The organism is Ensifer sp. GW821-FHT05G01 (genome assembly GCF_059419585.1).
This window is the reverse complement of sequence record NZ_JBWKSC010000013.1, coordinates 1-18,023: the sequence shown is the minus strand read 5'-3', so window position 1 is coordinate 18,023 and position 18,023 is coordinate 1. Positions and strand designations below refer to the sequence as shown.

General features: G+C 62.2%; 14 protein-coding genes and 1 pseudogene. 11 read left to right on the top strand and 4 right to left on the bottom strand.

Annotated features, from left to right (window positions below; genetic code table 11):
- The first annotated feature begins 6 nt into the window (after positions 1-6).
- From AC07UR_RS26445 to AC07UR_RS26435, 3 genes are all read left to right on the top strand, one after another.
- Positions 7-936: an electron transfer flavoprotein subunit alpha/FixB family protein gene (locus AC07UR_RS26445; protein ID WP_209789760.1), complete on the top strand. Its 930-nt coding sequence runs from the start codon at positions 7-9 to the stop codon at positions 934-936.
- A 342-nt stretch (positions 937-1,278) separates the two neighbouring features.
- Positions 1,279-2,922 carry a caspase family protein gene (locus tag AC07UR_RS26440; protein ID WP_209789759.1) on the top strand — a complete coding sequence of 548 codons (1,644 nt, stop codon included), beginning with the start codon at positions 1,279-1,281 and terminating at the stop codon, positions 2,920-2,922.
- A gap of 428 nt (positions 2,923-3,350) precedes the next feature.
- The gene (locus tag AC07UR_RS26435; protein WP_173422832.1) at positions 3,351-3,983 is read left to right on the top strand and encodes an autotransporter outer membrane beta-barrel domain-containing protein; all 633 of its coding nucleotides are present in this window, start codon (positions 3,351-3,353) and stop codon (positions 3,981-3,983) included.
- 322 nt (positions 3,984-4,305) lie between these two features.
- Here AC07UR_RS26435 and AC07UR_RS26430 read toward each other — a convergent pair whose 3' ends face one another.
- From AC07UR_RS26430 to AC07UR_RS26420, 3 genes are all read right to left on the bottom strand, one after another.
- On the bottom strand, positions 4,306-5,379 hold the full coding sequence (locus AC07UR_RS26430) for a porin (RefSeq protein ID WP_173422833.1): 1,074 nt from the start codon (positions 5,377-5,379) through the stop codon (positions 4,306-4,308).
- A 149-nt stretch (positions 5,380-5,528) separates the two neighbouring features.
- Positions 5,529-7,265 carry an LVIVD repeat-containing protein gene (locus AC07UR_RS26425; RefSeq protein WP_209789758.1) on the bottom strand — a complete coding sequence of 579 codons (1,737 nt, stop codon included), beginning with the start codon at positions 7,263-7,265 and terminating at the stop codon, positions 5,529-5,531.
- Positions 7,266-7,495: 230 nt separating this feature from the next.
- Positions 7,496-8,281 (bottom strand): GntR family transcriptional regulator, encoded by a 786-nt coding sequence (locus tag AC07UR_RS26420; RefSeq protein WP_209789757.1) that lies wholly within the window; start codon positions 8,279-8,281, stop codon positions 7,496-7,498.
- 168 nt (positions 8,282-8,449) lie between these two features.
- On the opposite strand from AC07UR_RS26420, the gene AC07UR_RS26415 reads away from it, so the two are divergent.
- From AC07UR_RS26415 to AC07UR_RS26395, 5 genes and pseudogenes are all read left to right on the top strand, one after another.
- Positions 8,450-9,436: an ABC transporter substrate-binding protein gene (locus AC07UR_RS26415; protein ID WP_209789756.1), complete on the top strand. Its 987-nt coding sequence runs from the start codon at positions 8,450-8,452 to the stop codon at positions 9,434-9,436.
- 137 nt (positions 9,437-9,573) lie between these two features.
- Positions 9,574-10,353 carry an ABC transporter ATP-binding protein gene (locus AC07UR_RS26410; RefSeq protein ID WP_209789755.1) on the top strand — a complete coding sequence of 260 codons (780 nt, stop codon included), beginning with the start codon at positions 9,574-9,576 and terminating at the stop codon, positions 10,351-10,353.
- Positions 10,354-10,360: 7 nt separating this feature from the next.
- Positions 10,361-11,283, top strand: a pseudogene (locus tag AC07UR_RS26405) (ABC transporter permease).
- Between the two features lie 13 nt (positions 11,284-11,296).
- On the top strand, positions 11,297-12,538 hold the full coding sequence (gene kynU, locus AC07UR_RS26400) for a kynureninase (protein WP_209789754.1): 1,242 nt from the start codon (positions 11,297-11,299) through the stop codon (positions 12,536-12,538).
- Between the two features lie 201 nt (positions 12,539-12,739).
- The gene (locus tag AC07UR_RS26395) at positions 12,740-14,170 is read left to right on the top strand and encodes an NAD-dependent succinate-semialdehyde dehydrogenase (protein ID WP_209789753.1); all 1,431 of its coding nucleotides are present in this window, start codon (positions 12,740-12,742) and stop codon (positions 14,168-14,170) included.
- 78 nt (positions 14,171-14,248) lie between these two features.
- Here the strand turns inward: AC07UR_RS26395 and AC07UR_RS26390 are convergent, their stop codons facing one another.
- The gene (locus AC07UR_RS26390; protein ID WP_209789752.1) at positions 14,249-15,154 is read right to left on the bottom strand and encodes a LysR family transcriptional regulator; all 906 of its coding nucleotides are present in this window, start codon (positions 15,152-15,154) and stop codon (positions 14,249-14,251) included.
- Positions 15,155-15,297: 143 nt separating this feature from the next.
- Between AC07UR_RS26390 and AC07UR_RS26385 the strand changes: the two genes are divergently transcribed.
- The 3 genes from AC07UR_RS26385 to AC07UR_RS26375 are packed head-to-tail and all read left to right on the top strand — an operon-like array spanning position 15,298 to position 17,650.
- Positions 15,298-16,254, top strand: coding sequence for a dihydrodipicolinate synthase family protein (locus AC07UR_RS26385; RefSeq protein WP_209789751.1), 957 nt, complete (start codon positions 15,298-15,300; stop codon positions 16,252-16,254).
- Between the two features lie 20 nt (positions 16,255-16,274).
- Positions 16,275-16,817 (top strand): 3-hydroxyanthranilate 3,4-dioxygenase, encoded by a 543-nt coding sequence (locus AC07UR_RS26380; protein WP_077502360.1) that lies wholly within the window; start codon positions 16,275-16,277, stop codon positions 16,815-16,817.
- A 26-nt stretch (positions 16,818-16,843) separates the two neighbouring features.
- Positions 16,844-17,650, top strand: a complete 807-nt coding sequence (locus AC07UR_RS26375; protein WP_209789750.1) for an aspartate dehydrogenase — start codon at positions 16,844-16,846, stop codon at positions 17,648-17,650.
- The last annotated feature ends 373 nt before the right edge of the window (positions 17,651-18,023 follow it).

Below are 18,023 nucleotides of genomic sequence, written 5' to 3'. Positions count from 1 at the left end.
TTCATCATGGCTATTCTGCTTCTGGCTGATCACGACGGCAGCCACCTTTCCGACCAGACCGCCAAGGCGCTGACGGCAGCGAGCAAAATCGGCGGCGATGTGCATGTGCTGGTGGCCGGTGCCGGCGCCAAGGCGGCAGCCGACCAGGCCGCCAAGCTTTCCGGCGTCGCCAAGGTGCTGGTGGCCGAGGATGCAAGCCTTGCCAACAATCTGGCCGAGCCCTTGGCAGCCCTCATCGTCTCGCTGGCCGGCAGCTACGACACAATCCTTGCTGCCGCCACCTCGGTCGGCAAGAACGTGCTGCCGCGGGTTGCAGCGCTTCTGGACGTTGTCCAGGTCTCGGACATCACCGAAGTTGTCTCTTCCGACACCTTCAAGCGCCCGATCTATGCCGGCAACGCCATCCAGACGGTGCAGACGAGCGAAGCCAAGCGCGTCATCACCGTACGCACCGCCTCGTTCGCCTCTGCATCCGAAGGTGGCTCTGCCTCGGTCGAGACGATCGCGGCTGCCGCCAACCCGGGTCTTTCGACCTTCGTTGCCGATGCGCTGTCGTCGTCGGATCGCCCGGAGCTGACCTCTGCCAAGATCATCATCTCGGGCGGGCGTGCACTCGGCTCGGCGGAGAAGTTCCAGGAAGTCATCCTGCCGGTTGCCGACAAGCTCGGTGCCGCCGTCGGCGCATCGCGCGCCGCCGTCGATGCCGGCTACGCCCCGAACGACTGGCAGGTCGGCCAGACCGGCAAGGTGGTCGCCCCCGATCTCTACATCGCCTGCGGCATCTCCGGTGCGATCCAGCATCTCGCCGGCATGAAGGACAGTAAGGTCATCGTCGCCATCAACAAGGACGAGGAGGCACCGATCTTCCAGGTCGCCGACTACGGCCTCGTCGCAGACCTGTTCGAAGCCCTGCCGGAAATGGAGCGGGTTTCCTGAGCAGACGTCGGTAGCGACGGCTGGACGATGACGTTCAGCCGTCGTTACTGATCGTCCGTGCGCAGACATGCAGGGCACGGCCCGCTGACGGCCGAATTCCTCATGACATGACATCACCTCTACACTCCCCCACTGACAGTCCGATGATGCGACAACATCCGACGGGTCTCCTCAGCCTCGAGATCTTTCCGCCTTGGTTGACTAGGCCCGCGTGGAAGATCATCCTCATTCAACCTGACTGCAGTCCCTTGGGCTGGTCCGATGCGCTGACAGCGACCGTCGGAGGTGTGCCTGTCAAACGTCGATTTCGACAGGGGAGCATGGTCGGTGGGGCTGGCTCCTATGTATTACCTTCGTGTGGCCATTGCGCTCTCGTTTATCTTTCTAAGCTCGTATGCTTGGGCCGAAAGGCGCATCGCGTTGGTCATCGGAAACTCGGCTTACCAGCACGCGCCACAGCTTGCGAACCCTCAGAATGACGCCGGTGACATGGCCTCCAAACTGACAGGGCTGGGGTTCGTGGTTGTGACGGGGCGTGACCTCGATCTGGCGGGAATGCGCCGGTCGATCAGAGAGTTTGTACGCAAACTCGAAGGCGCTGACGTCGCACTCTTTTTCTATGCCGGACACGGCCTGCAGGTAAACGGGGACAACTATATGATCCCGGTCGACGCCCAGCTTCAATCAAACAACGATTTGGATTTCGAGGCGTTGCCGATCGAGCTCGTCCTCTCCGCAATGGAGCGCAACGCCAAGGTCAATGTGGTGTTCCTCGACGCGTGCCGCGACAATCCGCTCGCCATGACATTGGCTCGCTCCCTGGGAACTCGATCCGTGGCAGTGGGGCGAGGGTTGGCGAAACTCGATACCGGCGTCGGCTCGTTGATTGCGTTCGCAACTCAGCCGGGAAATGTTTCCCTTGACGGCTCTGGAAGGAACTCCCCGTTCACGACCGCTTTGCTGAAACACCTCGGCACCCCCGGGCAGAGCATAACGGATGACATGATTGCCGTGCGTCGAGCGGTGTTGCAGGTGACGGATGGCAAGCAGATCCCCTGGGACAGCTCATCGCTGACAGGCCCCGTTGTTCTAAATCCCTTGGCAGTCCCGGACACGGCAACCGGCCCAGCGGCGCCAGCGGATACCGACAGAACCGTAGAACTTGCCTACTGGAATTCCATCAAGGATGCGACCGAAAGCAATTTCTTCGAAGCATACCTCCAGCAATACCCCAACGGCGCGTTCGCAACGCTGGCGAAGTTGAAGATCGCGGCAATCGGGCGCGAGAAGGAAAGGCAGATGACGGAGCAGGAAAAGGCAGTTTCCGAGCGTGCCGCGAAGCCTGCAGACGACGCGCGGAAAACTGAAGTCGCTGCGCTTGACCAGGCCAACTCAGGGACACAATCCTCCGGTTCGCCCGCCGACAACATGGCTCCCGGCGACCTCGCGTTCGCCACGCAAAGGGAACTGGCGCGCCTCGGATGCCTCAGCCAAGTCGACGGAAAATGGGGTGACAGCAGTCAGAAGGCCCTTCGAGCATATGCCGCGCGCAAGGGACTGAGGCTTGCATCACTCGCACCGACCGAGGCGCTTTTGAATGGGCTGAAAGCGATTGGCAACCGTGTCTGCCCGCTGGCCTGCGCCAACGGAATGGAGGTACAGGACAACCGCTGTGTCGCGCCCGGCTTGAGCGTCTTCGACGGCACATGGAAGATTGTAAGGCACGCAAAGACGGACTGCGGCGACTGGCGCGAACTCTCGACAACCGTTTCCGTAAGTCACGGCGCGGTGTCGTCTGGATCTGGATTTTCGGGGAAAATCTCCAGCAACGGAACCGTCAACATCACCCACACATTTGTCCATAAGGGAAGGAGAGGCGGCAACATCCTGACGGGAAGGATAAATGGAGCGACCGGGACCGGCAGGTTCAAGGGGACCGGGGCAGGTAGCGGCTGTTCGGGCACGATTACTTTGAGCAAGATGTAGAATGAAAGTTCGTGGCTGAACATGAGCCCCGTGTGGCGACAGTGTCAGTTCTCTCGCCTGCCACCTGAAGGTGAGAATGCGCTCGATTGCATTGCTGCCTCGCGGAAGGGACCCGAGCCATGGCGGCAATCCCATCCTTTGCCACTCAACTCCTCATGCGCCCGCCCATAGGCCACGGAAATGGCGCGGAACTTGATCGCTTGCCACAGGATATAGTCCCGGAGCAGGGTTTGAGAGACGAATAAGTCGCCGCGATTACCGGGAAGGCTCCAGACGAGAAGCCCTTCCGATTTTGCCCGGGAAAATACCCTCTGCACATGGCTCCGCGATAGGGTGTGTCGGGTCGAGACGTCACTTGCAGGAAGCGCTCCGAGGCAGACTGGCCGATCAATTTCCTGAAGGCCGGCCGGCACACGGCAGATAAGTTCATGCAGGACATTGCGCTGATCGGCCCGTCGTTCCACTTCGACCGCATGACCGATCCTACCGACGCCGACGCCGAACTGACCGGTAACGGCTGGCTGGCCGGCCCTTATGCTTCGTTCGAGCTTGGCTCCGGCGTGTTCCACGACACCAGCCTGCTCTACGGCGGTTCCTGGAACGACGTCGACACGGAGCATTTCGGCGACTCGTTCGATACGCGCCGGGTGATGTGGGACTCGAAGCTGCAGGGGCAGTGGCAACTCGGTGACGCAACCGTCCTCACACCCGTGCTACGTGCCGTCCTCCTCAGCGAGACCGTCGACGACTACAGCGTCTCGAACGGCGACGGTACCCAAGTCGATCTCAAAGGGTTCGCACAGGAGCAACTGCGCTTCAGCGTCGGCGCGGAACTGGAGCGTGCTTGCCTGCTCGAAAGCGGCCTGCTGCTGACGCCCGGCTTAGGCGGCACTGCGGGATTTGCCGCGTCGGACAATATCGGCGCTTTCGGCACAGTCAGCGCGGGGTTGAACATCTCCAACGACCTCAACTGGGATTTCGACTTCTCGCTGCTCTACGGCATCGAAAGTGAAGGCGAGCAGACGGTTGGTGCGAAGGAAGGTGCTCATGTGCGTTTCTGATCGAGTGCATGCCATTTGACTGGACTGGCGAGGCGGCACATCTGACGGCAGACGCGAAACGACGCCGCTCCTGCACATGCCCCCTCCGCCTGTGTTGCCCGGGTCTTGATCCTAGGCTTGCCGCAGTTGCGTCGTCGGACAAGGGACAGCCCCGGCGGCGGCCCGATGGTTTCGATGACAATGAAAACGATTGGCGATGCAGCGATGGCTGAACGGAGCACCGGCATCGTCGTGCCGATTTCAGCCACATCATTCGTCGCGCTCGTCGTCGAGCATAGACATGCGTCGGCGGCGATGTCGCCGCCGACGCATATTCGCATGTTTAGAAGTTTCTCTGGAAACGCACGACGCCGCCGAAGGCGTCTTCGTGTCCGCGGAAGCCACGGAAGGCGGTGTAGTCAAGTTCCGGCGTGATCCTGAAGCCCGGTACGACTTCGTAGGCGACGTTAAGCGCCGCGTTCCACGTGCCGTCCTCCTCGAAGGAGATCTGGCTGTTGATGGTGGCCTTCTCGCTGACCTCTGCGGAAAATCCGCCCCACATCGCCCAATCGCCATACCAGCTGCCATAATAGTTGGGCTGGCTTGGGTCGGATTGGTAGGCGCCCATGACGAACAAGGAGAGCGCGTCGCTGACCTCGAGATTGACGCGTGCCTTGAGGGCCCAGGCGTCATAGCGGGTGTCATAGGCAGCCATGCCGAAGAGCGTGAACCGGTCCTGCTCGTACTTGACGCCACCGAGGAGGTGCGGAATCCTGTCGGCCCGCAGGTCAAACCACTCGCGACTTGCCACGCCCGACGCATCGACCGTCTCGAGTTCCCAGGAGCCGTTGCCTTCCTCGGCGCCGACCATAGCGGAGAATCCGCCTCCGAAGTCGTGGGTGTAGCTCGCCTGCATCGTGCGGTCACCGGAATAGTAGATGACGTCGTCGTAGATGACGTTGCCGGCACCCCAGGTCCAGTTCGCGAAAAGGGAATCGGCAATCCCGACAGAGAAGCCGGCAAGCTCGATGACACCTTCCGAAATATAGATACGCTCTCCCGATGCCTTGTGCTCGAAACGGGTCTCCAGATAGGAACGTAGCGTTCCGAACTCGGTTTCGTTGCGGGCGTCGAAGCGCAGCGTGGCCCGTGCCTTGCCCGGCAAGCCATCGAGCGAGCCGCCCCAGTAGACATCGTCGCCGGCAGCAACCTCGTGGCGCAAGTAGCCGCTGATCTTCAGGCAGGTTTCGGTGCCCGGTACATAGAAGAAGCCGTTGCCATAGGCATCACAGACGCGGACATATTCGACGGGTTCCGCGTCCGAGGCCATTGCCGGTTGCATGCCGGCCATCACACAGAGCGCTGCTGCGGCACCTTTCAGGAGGAAAGGCGACGTCGCACTGGATTGCTTGTTCATCTTGAGTTGGTTCTCTCATTGGTTTCAGAAAATCGGGAAAGCTTCGACGGCTCCGTCCACGGCGCGCCGGACAAGCAGATCCTGATTGGGGTCGGATGGAATGGCAGAGGATGGGCCGGCGTCGGTTGCGATGCCGGCCCTGTCAGCGGTTATCCGCGCGGCGGCCAGACTTCGCCGGTAAGACCGGTCTTCGGCTCACCGAGAAGAGGCGTCTTCAGGGCGCGAATGCCGGCGATGCTGATCAGCCAGATGATGTTGCGGTCATACTCCGTGAAGACCGCGAAACTGGCATTCTCATAGGTGTAATCAGGCATTTCCTCAGGCTTGGGGAAACGCGGTACGTAGTAACCGGCGATCTTCGGATCCTTCGGATCCTTGACGTCGAAGATCTGCAGGCCGGCGTTGTAGAAGGCATAGGGCAGGATGCCTTCGCGGCTGTGGCCCGGCTGGTGGGTCGTGCCGGAGCGCTTCGGACCGAAGCTGCCGCGCCGCTGGCAATAGTCGGTGAATTCGGCCTCTGCCGGCGGGGTCGGGCGCGGGAAGGTGGCGACCACCTTCGGGTCCTTCGGATCCTTGGCGTCGATGACCAGCACGTCCTTGTAGGGTTCGTAACAGTTGGAGTTCATCGGGTAGCCGTTGGCAAAGACATAGCCGGTGCGCTCGTACTGGCTGGTGTCGGCATTGTCGAACTCGGTGCCGGCAAAGCTCGGTGGAATGCTCAGATGGCCGAGCATTTCCGGCGTGCCGGGTTTGGTGAGGTCGAAGGTGTAGAAGCCGAGACCGCCCATGGCGCCGAAACCGATCGTGCCACCCTTTTCCACGGGCTTCGGCAGGAACAGCGGCATGCGCGACCCCATCCAGGACGTGCGGTTGCCGGCGCGCGGGTTCATCAGGTAGGCATCCTCGCTTGCCTTGTCCCCGACCACCTGGCCAGGAACGGTGACCTGGCTGACGAAAAGAGGATTGGCCGGGTCCGTCATGTCCCAGGCCTGGTACCCCGGCGAATGCAGGTAGTCCGGGTATTCGGTCAAGGCGTAGCTGTCGTCGGGCGCCGCCGAGAGATACATGTACTTGCCGCCGAACCAGGCGGGCGCGTCGAGCGAACCGGAGCCCTGCTGCTTGCCGATGGGCGCGTCGGGGTTGTTGATGTCGGTCGTGCGGGTGGCGATCAGCTTCCAGTCGCTCGGCAGCGGGCCGTTCATCTCGTAGACCTTGAAGCCCTTGAGCGAATTGTACTGGCGCAGCGTCTCGACGACGTCAGGCTGCGTGCGCTTGTTGTCGAGGATGCCGAAGCGGCCGATCTCGTAGGAGGCAACGACGACGTTCTTCTGGAGCTTCTCGCTCCAGGCGATGGTCATGCCGCCGAAATAGTCCTGCACCGTCTTGGCGTCCCAGTCCTCGCTGGAGCCTTCCGGTCCCCAGACGCCGCCCTTGGAATAGACCACTTTGGCTTTTGCGGGGTCGGTGATGTCGAGCACCCGCATGTAATCGCGGTCATGCAGGTACATGTAGCGCTTGCCGTTGAAATCCGCGACGTCCGGCCAGGCATGCCACGGCGACGTGATGTGCGGGTAGAAGGCGATTTCCTCGACATTGCTCTTGTAGGTCTTGTCGTCCCAATGGTCGAGCTGGCCCGGGAAGTTCGGCGATGCGCCGAGTGCGGTGGCGCGCGGCGCGTTGAACTTGCCCGTTGTCGGATCCATGCCGTAATCCTTGCCCGGCGTCAGCGCCGGCGGCAGCTTGTCATAGGTCAGCTCCGACCAGCGCTTGAGGTGGGGATCCTGGATGTTGATCTCCGTCGGCACGTCCTTTTCCCAGCCGGCACCAAGGGCAGAGCCCGCCGCCAGACACAAAATCGAGCATGTGATAATCAGCCTTTTCGGCATGTCCGTCTCCTCCTGCAATATCGGTGAATGCCCGCGTCCAAGGCGGCCGCGGCGCAAGGCAAACGACAGGACGGCAGCGAACGCCCACGGCGTCGCATTCCGAATTCCTTCGTTGTGTCAGTGGATTGCGCGGGCTTCCTCATGCCCGCAGAAATCACGCCGCTCCCGTTTGCTGGCAGGTATGAAACAGAACCGCTTTCCCTATAACAATCGCCTTAATCAGCATTAATTCATGCGGATTTCTTATGAGTGCGCGTGCGCGCTCCTTTCTTGCGCGCTGCAAGGGCTGCCGCTTCCCCTTCCTCGACGGCGTAAACTTCCAGCGGATAACCGAAATGCTCGTCCATCAGCAGACGGGCGCGCTCGGCGTTGCGGTCAAGCACGGCCTCCATCAGGTCGGTATGAGGCCCGATCGACTGCGCCTTATGCAGCGCAGCCATGGCCTCCTCGTATCCGTCAGTCTCGCCGGCGGCAGCCCTCAGGGCGGGGGCGAAGGCCAGGAAGCGGTAGTGGCGCTGGAGCTGGTCCGAAATGGTTGCGCGGAAGCGCATCAGCCAGCTCGATTGCGCCGCGCTGAGCAGGGCGGCGTGAAATGCCTCGTGCCGTTCCATCCAGGCATCGACGGAAAGGTCGGAGGAGTCCTCGAGGATCGTCTTGCAGCGCGACAGGCGGTAATGCGCGGTGACGATGGCCGATTCCCATTCGGAACCGCCGCGCTCCATGGCTTCCAGCAACAACGGGATTTCGACGACACTGCGCGCCTTCGTCAGATCCTCCAACTCGGCCCGCGAGACGGGTGCGACCGTGAACCCGCGATTGGAGATCGCCACGACCAGGCGCTCCGCCTCCAGCCGCGAAAGGGCTTCGCGCAGCGGCGTCCGCCCGACATCGTAGGTCTTGCTCAGGAGATCAACCCGCAACGGCGTCCCCGGCTGCAGCCGGGTCATGAGGATCTCAGTCCGCAAAATCCGGTAGGCGGCCTCTGTTTTTGTACCGTTCTCTTGCTCTTCGCTCACTTGCACTCCCCAAAAAGTGGCACCTCGATCGGTGGCATCATATATTCGAGAAAAGTATATGATAATCGCAAATTGCGATAATTGTATACTATCTCGTTGACTTTGCCGTGCGGCTGCGCTTCCTCATCCCTCGTCGTGCTGTCATTGCGACAGCTGGAGGAGGAACACATGGCGACCACGAAATCGAAACTTATCACAAGCCTGATGGCCGTCGGCCTGATGCTCGCAGCGACTGGCTCGGCCGCCGCCGATCCGATCCGCATCGGCATCGCCAATTTCGGCGAACATCCGCCACTCAATGCAGCGATCGCCGGTTTCAAGAAGGCGCTCGCGGAAAACGGCTTCGTCGAGGGCAAGGACGTCGTCTACACGGAAAGCCACACCAATTTCGACGCTTCGCTCGTGCCGCAGATGATCGCGAAGCTGCAGGCCGAACAACCGAAGCTCGTCTACACCGTCACCACGCCGGTTTCGCAGATTGCCAAGAAGGCACTCGCCGGCTCCGGCATTCCGGTCGTTTTCACGGCCGTCACCGATCCGGTAGCCGCCAAGCTCGTCCCGTCCTCCGAAAGCGGGGACGATGGCATCACCGGTGCGACCGACAGCCAGGACATGGCTGCGGTGCTTGCCTTCACCAAGAAGCTGTTGCCGAACGCCAAGCGCCTAGGACTTCCCTATAATCCGGGCGAGGCCAATGACGTGGCGCTGCTCGAAACCGTTCGCAAGATCGCACCCGAACAGGGCTTCGAAGTCGTCGAAGTCGGCGTCGACAATCTCAATGACATCCAGCAGAGAATCACCTCGCTCGCCGGCAAGGTGGACGTCATCTACGGTCCGACCTCCAACATGATCCAGCCGGCCATCGCCGCGGTTGCGTCGGCCGCGCGCCAGTCTGGCATTCCGGTCGTCAACGCCGTCGATACCGCGGTGCTCGAAGGCTTCGTACCGGCAAGCTTCGCCGTCAACTACGAACAGGTCGGCGAGAATGCCGGCAAGATCGCGGCCGAAGTGTTGAAGGGCAAGGACCCGAAGTCCATCGCCCCCGTGCGCCCTGCCGTTGAAGATCACCAGGCGCTGATCTCCAAGAAGGCGATGGCTGCCTTCGGCATCGAGATCCCGGCTTCGCTCGCCGACTGCAAATGCATCGTCGAGTGACCTGACGCCATCGGCGGTCGGTGCGCTGAGCACCGTCCGCCTGAGCGCCAGGAGCGCTCGACCCTTTTGTTTTTTTCACAATTCCTGATGCAAAGCCGCTGAGACGCATTTGCTGGAATTGCTCAGAGGAGGAACGGATGCTCGAAATCCGATCTGCACGTAAGGTCTTCTACAAGGGACAGCCCGACGAGAAGATCGCCCTCAACGACCTCAGTCTGACGCTCCCGACCGGCAACTTCGCCATCGTCATCGGATCGAACGGCGCCGGCAAGAGCAGCATGTTGAACGCCATTTCCGGCGCACTGATGCTCGATTCCGGCAAGATCCTGATCAACGGAGACGATGTCACGGCGCTGCCGGTGCACAAGCGCGCAAGCCGCGTCGCCCGGGTGTTCCAGGATCCGATGAAGGGCACGGCTGCCTCGATGACGGTAGCGGAGAATATGCTTCTTGCCGAATTGCGCGGCAAGAAGCTGAGCCTCAACCGTGGCCTCAACGCCAAGCGGCTCGCGAGCTACCGCGAACGCCTCGCCGCGCTGAACCTCGGACTGGAGAACCGTCTGGAAACACGCGTCGAGCTGCTTTCGGGCGGCCAGCGGCAATCGCTTTCTCTGATCATGGCAACGTGCGACCAGCCTGATCTCCTGCTTCTCGACGAGCATACGGCGGCCCTCGATCCGCGCACCGCCGACATCGTCATGCGGGCAACGGTCCGCGCTGTCGAGGCCTTCAATCTCACCACACTGATGGTGACGCACAACATGCAGCACGCTGTCGATTTCGGCCATAGCGTGGTGATGCTCGACGCCGGCAGCATACGGCTCGAAATCACCGGCGCGGAGAAAGCCGATGTCACGATCCCGAAACTCATCGGTCACTTCGGATTGAAGACCGATCGAATGCTATTGGCGAGCTGAGACTGACATGGACACGGTTTACACTGTTATCTCGAACTTCATCGCGCTCGTGCCGGTCACGCTGGCGCAAAGCCTCATCCTGTCCTTCATCGTGCTCGGCATCATGCTGCCGTTCCGCACGCTGAACTTTCCGGATCTGACCAGCGAGGGCGCATTCCCGCTCGGCGGCTGCGTCTGCGCACTGTCGCTGGCCGGCGGCGCGCCGGGCTGGCTTGCCATCCTCGCGGCGATGGCCGCCGGGTTCCTGGCCGGAAGCTGCACGGCCTTCGTGCATCTGCGTTTCCGCATCCATACGCTCTTGGCCGGCATCCTGATGATGACCATGCTCTACTCGATCAATCTGCGGCTCATGGGCAAGTCCAACCTCTCGGTCTACGGCACGCCGACCATTTTTGATGGTATTCCCTTCGTCGAGCCGGGCTTCCTGTCAGCAAGATCGTCGTCGCGGGCCTGCTCGGTATTGCCGTCTATTGTCTGCTGAACCTCTATTTCCGGACCGAACGCGGCACGGCCATGCGCGCCGTCGGCTCCAACCCGGACATGGCGGAAGCGCAGGGCATCAGCATCTGGGCGGCCACTATCGGTGGCGTCGGCCTTGCCGGGGCCTTCTCGGCGACCAGCGGTGCGCTCATGGTGCAATCGCAGGGGTTTGCCGACGTCAACATGGGGATCGGCACCCTGATCAACGGCCTGGCCGCCCTGATGATCGGCGAAGCCATCGTCGGCAAGCAGACCATCCGCCGCCAGCTCGCAGCACCCTTCGTCGGCGCCATCGTCTACTACCAGCTTGTCTCTCTGTGCCTGGCAGCCGGAATGCCGCCGACCGACCTGAAGCTCGCGACCGGCCTCTTCGTGCTCGCCATGCTCGCCCTGCCGACTCTCAAGCGTAGCCGCGGGCCCATGCCAGCCCGCGAAGCCATTCGTGAATAGAAGGACTGCCCCTATGAAGATCGATATTCATGCCGTCGAGGCGCTGGACCGCGACGATCCGCTCGCGGGCTTCAAAAGCCGCTTTGATTTGCCCGAAGGCGTCACCTATCTCGACGGCAATTCGCTCGGCGCGGCGCTCTTCGCCTCCTATGCCGAGATCGAAAAAGCCGCGAAGCTCGAATGGGGTCAGGACCTCATCCGCAGCTGGAACAAGGCCGGCTGGTTTGCGCTGCCGCTGACGCTCGGCGACCGCGTCGGCCGCCTCACCGGCGCCGCACCTGGTCAGACGGCCGTGACCGACCACACCTCGGCAAACGTCTACAAGGCGCTGCACGCGGCACTTGGTCTCAATCATGAGCGCAAGGTCATCGTGGCGGAAAGCTCGAGCTTCCCGACCGACCTCTATATGGCCGAAGGCGTGATCGCGACGCGTCCCGGCACGGTCATGCGGCTGGAAGGTGAAGATGCACCCCGGATCGAGGACCTGATCGACGAAACCGTCGCCGTGGTCCTGATCAACCACGTCAACTACAAGACCGGCGCACTGCGCGACATGGAGGCGCTGACCAAGCGCGCCCACGCGGCCGGCGCACTCGTCGTCTGGGACCTCTGCCATTCCGCCGGCGCGCTGCCGGTGGAACTCGACGGCTGCAACGTCGATTTCGCCGTCGGCTGCACCTACAAGTACCTCAACGGTGGCCCCGGCGCGCCCGCCTTCATCTATGTGGCCAAGCGTCACCAGGAAAAGGTCAGCCAGCCGCTCAGCGGTTGGTGGGGCCATGCCCGCCCGTTCGGCTTCGAGCGCGGCTACGACGGCGGTGCGGGCATCCTGCGCTTCCTCTCCGGCACGCAACCGATCCTGTCGCTGCGGGCGCTGTCGGCAGCCCTCGACCTGTGGGACGAGGTGGACATGGCGGCGATCCGCAAGAAGAGCATCGCGCTTACCGATCTCTTCATCAAGCTCGTCGAGGCCCGCTGCGGCGCGTTTGGCCTGAAACTGGTCGGACCAAGGGATGGTACTGTGCGCGGCAGCCAGGTCTCCTTCGAACACGAGGGGGCCTATGAAATCATGCAGGCCCTGATCGAGCGGGGCGTCATCGGCGATTTCCGCGCACCCGCCACCATCCGCTTCGGCTTCACGCCGCTCTACACGAGTTTCAGAGATGTCTGGAACGCCGTGGACGTGCTGCACGAGGTGATGGAAACCGGGGCATGGCGCGATGCCCGCTTCGCGGTGCGCAGTGCGGTGACCTGATCGGCGAACGGTAGGAAGGATGAAGAGGGCGCTTTCCCGGCCGGGAAGGCGCCTTTTCGCGTTTGTTGGCTGGCTGAAGACTTATCACATTTCGATATCAATTCATTCAACCTATGTGGATTGTTATATCAGACCGCTGATTGCATCCATTGCTGGACAGGAAGGCTCGGCCTTCCAAAGGACTGGCGAAAAGGCAATCTCATGGCTCACGAAACGCATGCTCAGCTCTATATCGGTGGCAAATGGAGGGCGACATCCGAGACGCTCGCCGTCATCAACCCTGCCAATGAGGAGGTCATCGGCAAGGTCGCAGTCGCCCGCGAGACCGATCTCGCCGACGCAACCGATGCGGCCTGGCAGGGTTTTCAGGCCTGGAGCCGGACATCCCCCGCAGCGCGCGCAGCAATCATCCTGAAAGCAGCCCAGCTGTTGCGAGAGCGTTTGGAAGACATCGCCCGCTCGATCACGCTGGAAAACGGCAAGCCGATCTCAGAGGCTCGGTCCGAAGTCATCCGCGGTTGCGAGTTCTTCGAATGGGACGCGGGCGAATGCGTGCGCCTCTATGGCCGGGTCATCCCGAGCGCGCCGGGTATCCGCTATATGGTGCTGCATGAACCGATCGGCCCGGTTGCGGCTTTCTCGCCGTGGAACTTCCCGATGAGCCAGCCTGCCCGCAAGATCGGCGGGGCGCTTGCCGCCGGCTGCTCCATCATCATGAAGGCTTCCGAGGAGACACCGACGGGCGTCGTGCACATCGCCCGCGCGCTCCACGATGCCGGCCTGCCAGCCGGCGTGCTCAACCTCGTCTTCGGCCATCCCGCCGAAATCTCCGAATATCTCATCCCGCAGGATCGTATCCGCATGGTCGCCTTCACCGGCTCGACCGCGGTTGGAAAGCACCTGACGACGCTCGCTTCGCAGGTCATGAAGCCGGCACTGATGGAGCTTGGCGGGCATGCGCCCGTCATCGTCTGCGAGGATGCCGATCCCGTTGCCGCAGGCATTGCCTGTGCGACCCGCAAGTACCGCAATTCCGGCCAGGTCTGCACCTCGCCGACGCGGTTCTTCGTGCACGAGGCGCTCTACGATCGCTTTACCGTCGCCTTCCAGGAAAAGGCGCAATCCATCAAGGTCGGCGACGGCCTTGATGCCGCGACCCAGATGGGGCCGGTCGCCAACGACCGTCGCATTGCAGCCCTTCAGGAGCTGGTGGACGACGCGCGTTCCAAGGGCGCGCGCGTGCTTTGCGGCGGTGGGCGCCTCGTTGGCAAGGGCTACTTCTTCGCACCGACCGCGATTGCCGATCTGCCGGATGATGCCCGTGCGCTTTCCGAAGAGCCTTTCGGCCCGCTTGCCCTGATCAATCCGGTTTCTTCAGTGGAGCAGGCTGTTGCCAAAGCGAACGCGCTTCCCTTTGGTCTGGCCGCCTATGCCTTCACGAACTCTGTTGCCAATGTCGATCGCCTCATTCAGGGCATCGAGGCCGGGAACCTCTCGATCAACACCTTGGAGGCCTCCGTCGCCGAAACGCCGTTCGGTGGCGTCAAGGAAAGCGGCCTTGGCCGCGAGGGTGGCGCGGAAGGCCTGCATCATTATACCGTCGTGAAGAACGTGTCGCTGCGCATCGCCTGAGCGCGTCTGACGCACCGCAACCAAGCGGAACCGAGGCCGAAACCGTTGTTGTCACGGTTTCGGCCTGCTTGCGTTCCGTCAGCCGATCACCGGGATCATGTCGCGCAGCACCCTGCGCAGCACGGTGCGGACCGCGAGCGTCGCAGGGGAGGGCGTGCGCTCACGCGCTGTAATGACGGCCACGTCTCGGGCGATCGACGGCTCGACCAACGGACGGGCTGAAATCTTGCGGCCGTTCAGGCCGGTAAAGGCATAGGTCGGCAGGATGGCAAGACCCGCCTCGCGCTCGACGAGCGAAAGGGCCGTGTTGATCTGGTGCACTTCGAGCGAAGGGCGCAGCGGTACGCCGGCGCTTTCGAAGCCGACCTCGGTCAGAAGGCGGATATTGCTTTCCCGGGTCAGCGTGATGATCGACTGGTCGGCGAGCGCGGACCAGGCCACTTCGGCCTTCGCACAGATGGCGTGGCCCTCGGGTGCAAAAACCATCAGCTGGTCGCGCAGCACCCGCTGAATCTCAAGTCCGTCCTCGTCGCTTGCGAAGGTGCCGACACCGAGGTCGCAAAGGCCGCTGCGCACCCTCGGCGCGATGAGATCTGTCACCACGTCCTCGATCCTGAGCTTGAGGTTCGGGTGGGTCGCTGCGACTTCCTGCAACAGGCGCGGCAGCACGGTTGCGCCGAGGAAGGGCGGGGCGGCGATACGCACGAGGCCCGTGCGAAGCTGACCGAGGTCGTGCACCGCATCGACGGCGCGCTCGATTTCCGCCAGTCCCGGCAAGGCCCCGGCAGCGAAGACGCGGCCGGCTTCGGTCAACTCGACCCGTCGGGTCGTGCGGTCGAAGAGACGCGCGCCAAGCAGCGCCTCGAGGTCACGGATCGCATGCGAGATCCCGGCCTGGCTCGTGTGCAATCGCTCGGCAGCGCGCGAGAAGTTGCCGAGTTCGACCACGGCCTGGAAACACTTGATCTGACGGAGATTGAGCATCGGGTCATCCATACTGATTTCAGCATGAATATATACGAACTATGCGTCTTTATGAATAAGATTCTCCTGCGCTAAATGACGACAACGGAGACCGGGACGGCCTGCTTCATGCGCCGCCGGAAGGACATGCGACAGGGAGCGCCATGAAATACCAGCGTAAAGATGCAAAGGCTCATTCCCGCGCCACAATGCGCGGCATCTGGGCGGCGGCGAACACGCCGTTTACTGCCGATGGCGCGATCGACGAGGACGGCTATCGCCGGAATGTCGAGCATTGGATTTCCGACCTGGGGATCGACGGCCTGTTTATCGCCGGCAAGCAGGGCGAGTTCTTCTCCATGTCGGTCGACGAGCGCAAGCACATGTTCGATCTGTCGGTGAATGCTGCCGGCGGCCGGGCGCAGACCATCATGTCCTGCTCGGATCAGAACATGGACGTGGTGATCGATCTTGCCCGGCACGCGCAGGCGTGTGGCGCCGACTACATCGTCGTGCATGCGCCGATCCTGCACTTCTTCAAAGAGCAGGACGAGACGCTGCTGCGCTACTACGAGACCATCGCCTCCAAGGTGGATATCGGCATGGCGCTGTGGTCGCATCCCGACAGCGGCTACCTGATGAGCCCGGAACTGTGCAACCGGCTCGCAGATATCGAGACGGTGGTGGCGATCAAATATTCCGTACCTCGCGACCTCTACAAGAAACTGACAGCACTTGCCGGCGACCGCATCCTCGTCTCGACCGCTTCGGAAGAGGAATGGCTGGATAACGTGCTGGAACTGGGCTGGCAGCTTTATCTCTGCTCCTCGCCGCCCTACACGCTCCAGACCAAGACGGACCGCCGGATGGCCGAATACACAGCACTCGCCTTAGCCGGAAAGGCCGGGGAGGCACGCGCCGTTAGCGCGAGCCTGCAAGGTGTTCGCGACGCCTTCCGCAAGACCAAGTCGGCGGAAAAGCCCCATGCGCACCAAAAGTACTGGCAGGAACTGCTCGGCCAGGTGGGTGGAGCGGTTCGCCGCCCCCTGTTGGAGCTGACGGACGAGGAAAAGAGACTGACCCGAGCCGCCTTTGAAGAGTGCGGTCTGAAATTGGGTTAAACGGGAGAGGGAGGAAAACCATGACCAAGCTGAAAGCCTTCAACCTGCAGAAGTGGATCGACGAGCACAAGCACCTGCTGAAGCCGCCGGTCGGCAACCAGCAGATCTGGAAGGATGCCGATTTGATGGTGACCATCGTCGGTGGCCCCAACAAGCGCACCGACTACCACGACGACCCCGTCGAGGAGTTCTTCTACCAGCTCAAGGGCGACATGGTGCTGAAGCTCTATGACGGCAAGGACTTCTACGACGTGCCGATCCGCGAGGGCGACATCTTCCTGCTGCCGCCGCATGTGCGCCATTCGCCACAGCGGCCGATGGAAGGTTCGATCGGTCTCGTTATCGAGCCGACGCGACCGGAAGGCCTGCTCGACGCGGTCGAATGGTACTGCTTCGAATGCACCGAGCTCGTGCACCGGGCGGAGGTAGACCTCGAATCCATCGTCGACGACCTGCCGCCGATCTACCAGGCTTTCTACGCGGACGAGAAGCTGCGCACGTGCCCGAAATGCGGCACCGTACACCCCGGAAAAACCCCGCCCGAGGGCTGGGTGACGCTCTGATCCGGCACCAAGACAGGGGAACCTTTATGTCGACAGTCGAAGCCATCTGCCTCGTCGGCTGGGGCGCCATAGGCCAGCGGGTCGCAGCACTTCTGAAGGCGAGGGGTGCGAGTGCCCGCATAGTTGGGATCGCGGTGCGCGATCCAAAGGAAGTCGAAGGGACCATGCCGGAGGGGGCGGTTCGTCTATCGAGCCCCGAGGCATTGGCTGCGACCGGCGCGACCTTGGTTGTCGAAGCCGCAAGCCGCGAAAGCGTGTTGCCGTTCGCCCGCGCTGCGCTGGCGGCAGGCATGGATTTCGCCGTCACCTCAACCTCCGCCCTGGTGGATGTCGCTGTGCTCGACGAACTCGTCGAGCTGGCGCGGCGAAATGGCAGCAAACTGATCATTCCGCCGGGCGCGCTCGGCGGCATCGATGCCCTCTCGGCGGCGTCGCGGTTGGGGCTGGACAGCGTCGAGCACGTCATCACCAAACCCGCGCGGGCCTGGCTCGGCACGCCGGCCGAGAAGCTCTGTCGCTTGACAGAACTGCAGGAGGCGGAAGCCTTCTTCGAGGGCTCGGCGGCCGAGGCGGCGACAGCCTTTCCGCAAAATGCCAATGTGGCAGCGACCACCTCACTCGCCGGCATCGGCATGGATCGCACGCGCGTGCGCCTCGTCGCCGACCCCAAAGCCGTGGAAAACATGCACAGCATTTGCGCCCGCGGGCCCTTCGGCACGCTCGAAATCCGCCTGCAGAACCGTCCGCTTGCAACCAATCCGAAATCCTCGGAAATGACGGCACTGAACCTCGTTCGCTTGATCGAGAACAGGACCAGCGCACTCGTTCTCTGAGCGGTGGCATAGATTGGGCCTATTCTCCGCCAGGCTTGGTCTCGCCGGAGTAACACTAGGTCACCGTTGCTGCAGATAAGCCTTCGTTGCATGCAGGTAATCGAAGGTGTTCTCCGATCCAGCAAAGCGAAGCCTGTGCGCCTGACTGCAACTAAGGCCAGCGGCTCGCCAACGCGCAATCCTGCAACGTTCATCCATACTCAACTGCACAAATGAGCGGGCCACATCCATCGTCCTGAAACGATGGCCAATTTGCCTTTGTCGCATTTGAAAATGGAATCCGCCCGGCCACACAGAATGTCAAAGCTGATTAGAGGCGCGACGTTGCCAGCCAGTTAGAAATGCGACACTCAGCACCTCTGCCGGCGCCGAC

What these genes read in the sequence shown, in the direction of transcription:
- AC07UR_RS26440 (WP_209789759.1), top strand. Translation starts at nt 1,279, where the DNA reads ATGTATTACCTTCGTGTGGCCATTGCGCTCTCGTTTATCTTTCTAAGC.
- AC07UR_RS26445 (WP_209789760.1), top strand. Translation starts at nt 7, where the DNA reads ATGGCTATTCTGCTTCTGGCTGATCACGACGGCAGCCACCTTTCCGAC.
- AC07UR_RS26395 (WP_209789753.1), top strand. Translation starts at nt 12,740, where the DNA reads ATGGCTCACGAAACGCATGCTCAGCTCTATATCGGTGGCAAATGGAGG.
- AC07UR_RS26385 (WP_209789751.1), top strand. Translation starts at nt 15,298, where the DNA reads ATGAAATACCAGCGTAAAGATGCAAAGGCTCATTCCCGCGCCACAATG.
- AC07UR_RS26425 (WP_209789758.1), bottom strand. Translation starts at nt 7,265, where the DNA reads ATGCCGAAAAGGCTGATTATCACATGCTCGATTTTGTGTCTGGCGGCG.
- AC07UR_RS26435 (WP_173422832.1), top strand. Translation starts at nt 3,351, where the DNA reads ATGCAGGACATTGCGCTGATCGGCCCGTCGTTCCACTTCGACCGCATG.
- AC07UR_RS26410 (WP_209789755.1), top strand. Translation starts at nt 9,574, where the DNA reads ATGCTCGAAATCCGATCTGCACGTAAGGTCTTCTACAAGGGACAGCCC.
- AC07UR_RS26430 (WP_173422833.1), bottom strand. Translation starts at nt 5,379, where the DNA reads ATGAACAAGCAATCCAGTGCGACGTCGCCTTTCCTCCTGAAAGGTGCC.
- AC07UR_RS26375 (WP_209789750.1), top strand. Translation starts at nt 16,844, where the DNA reads ATGTCGACAGTCGAAGCCATCTGCCTCGTCGGCTGGGGCGCCATAGGC.
- AC07UR_RS26380 (WP_077502360.1), top strand. Translation starts at nt 16,275, where the DNA reads ATGACCAAGCTGAAAGCCTTCAACCTGCAGAAGTGGATCGACGAGCAC.
- AC07UR_RS26390 (WP_209789752.1), bottom strand. Translation starts at nt 15,154, where the DNA reads ATGCTCAATCTCCGTCAGATCAAGTGTTTCCAGGCCGTGGTCGAACTC.
- kynU (WP_209789754.1), top strand. Translation starts at nt 11,297, where the DNA reads ATGAAGATCGATATTCATGCCGTCGAGGCGCTGGACCGCGACGATCCG.
- AC07UR_RS26415 (WP_209789756.1), top strand. Translation starts at nt 8,450, where the DNA reads ATGGCGACCACGAAATCGAAACTTATCACAAGCCTGATGGCCGTCGGC.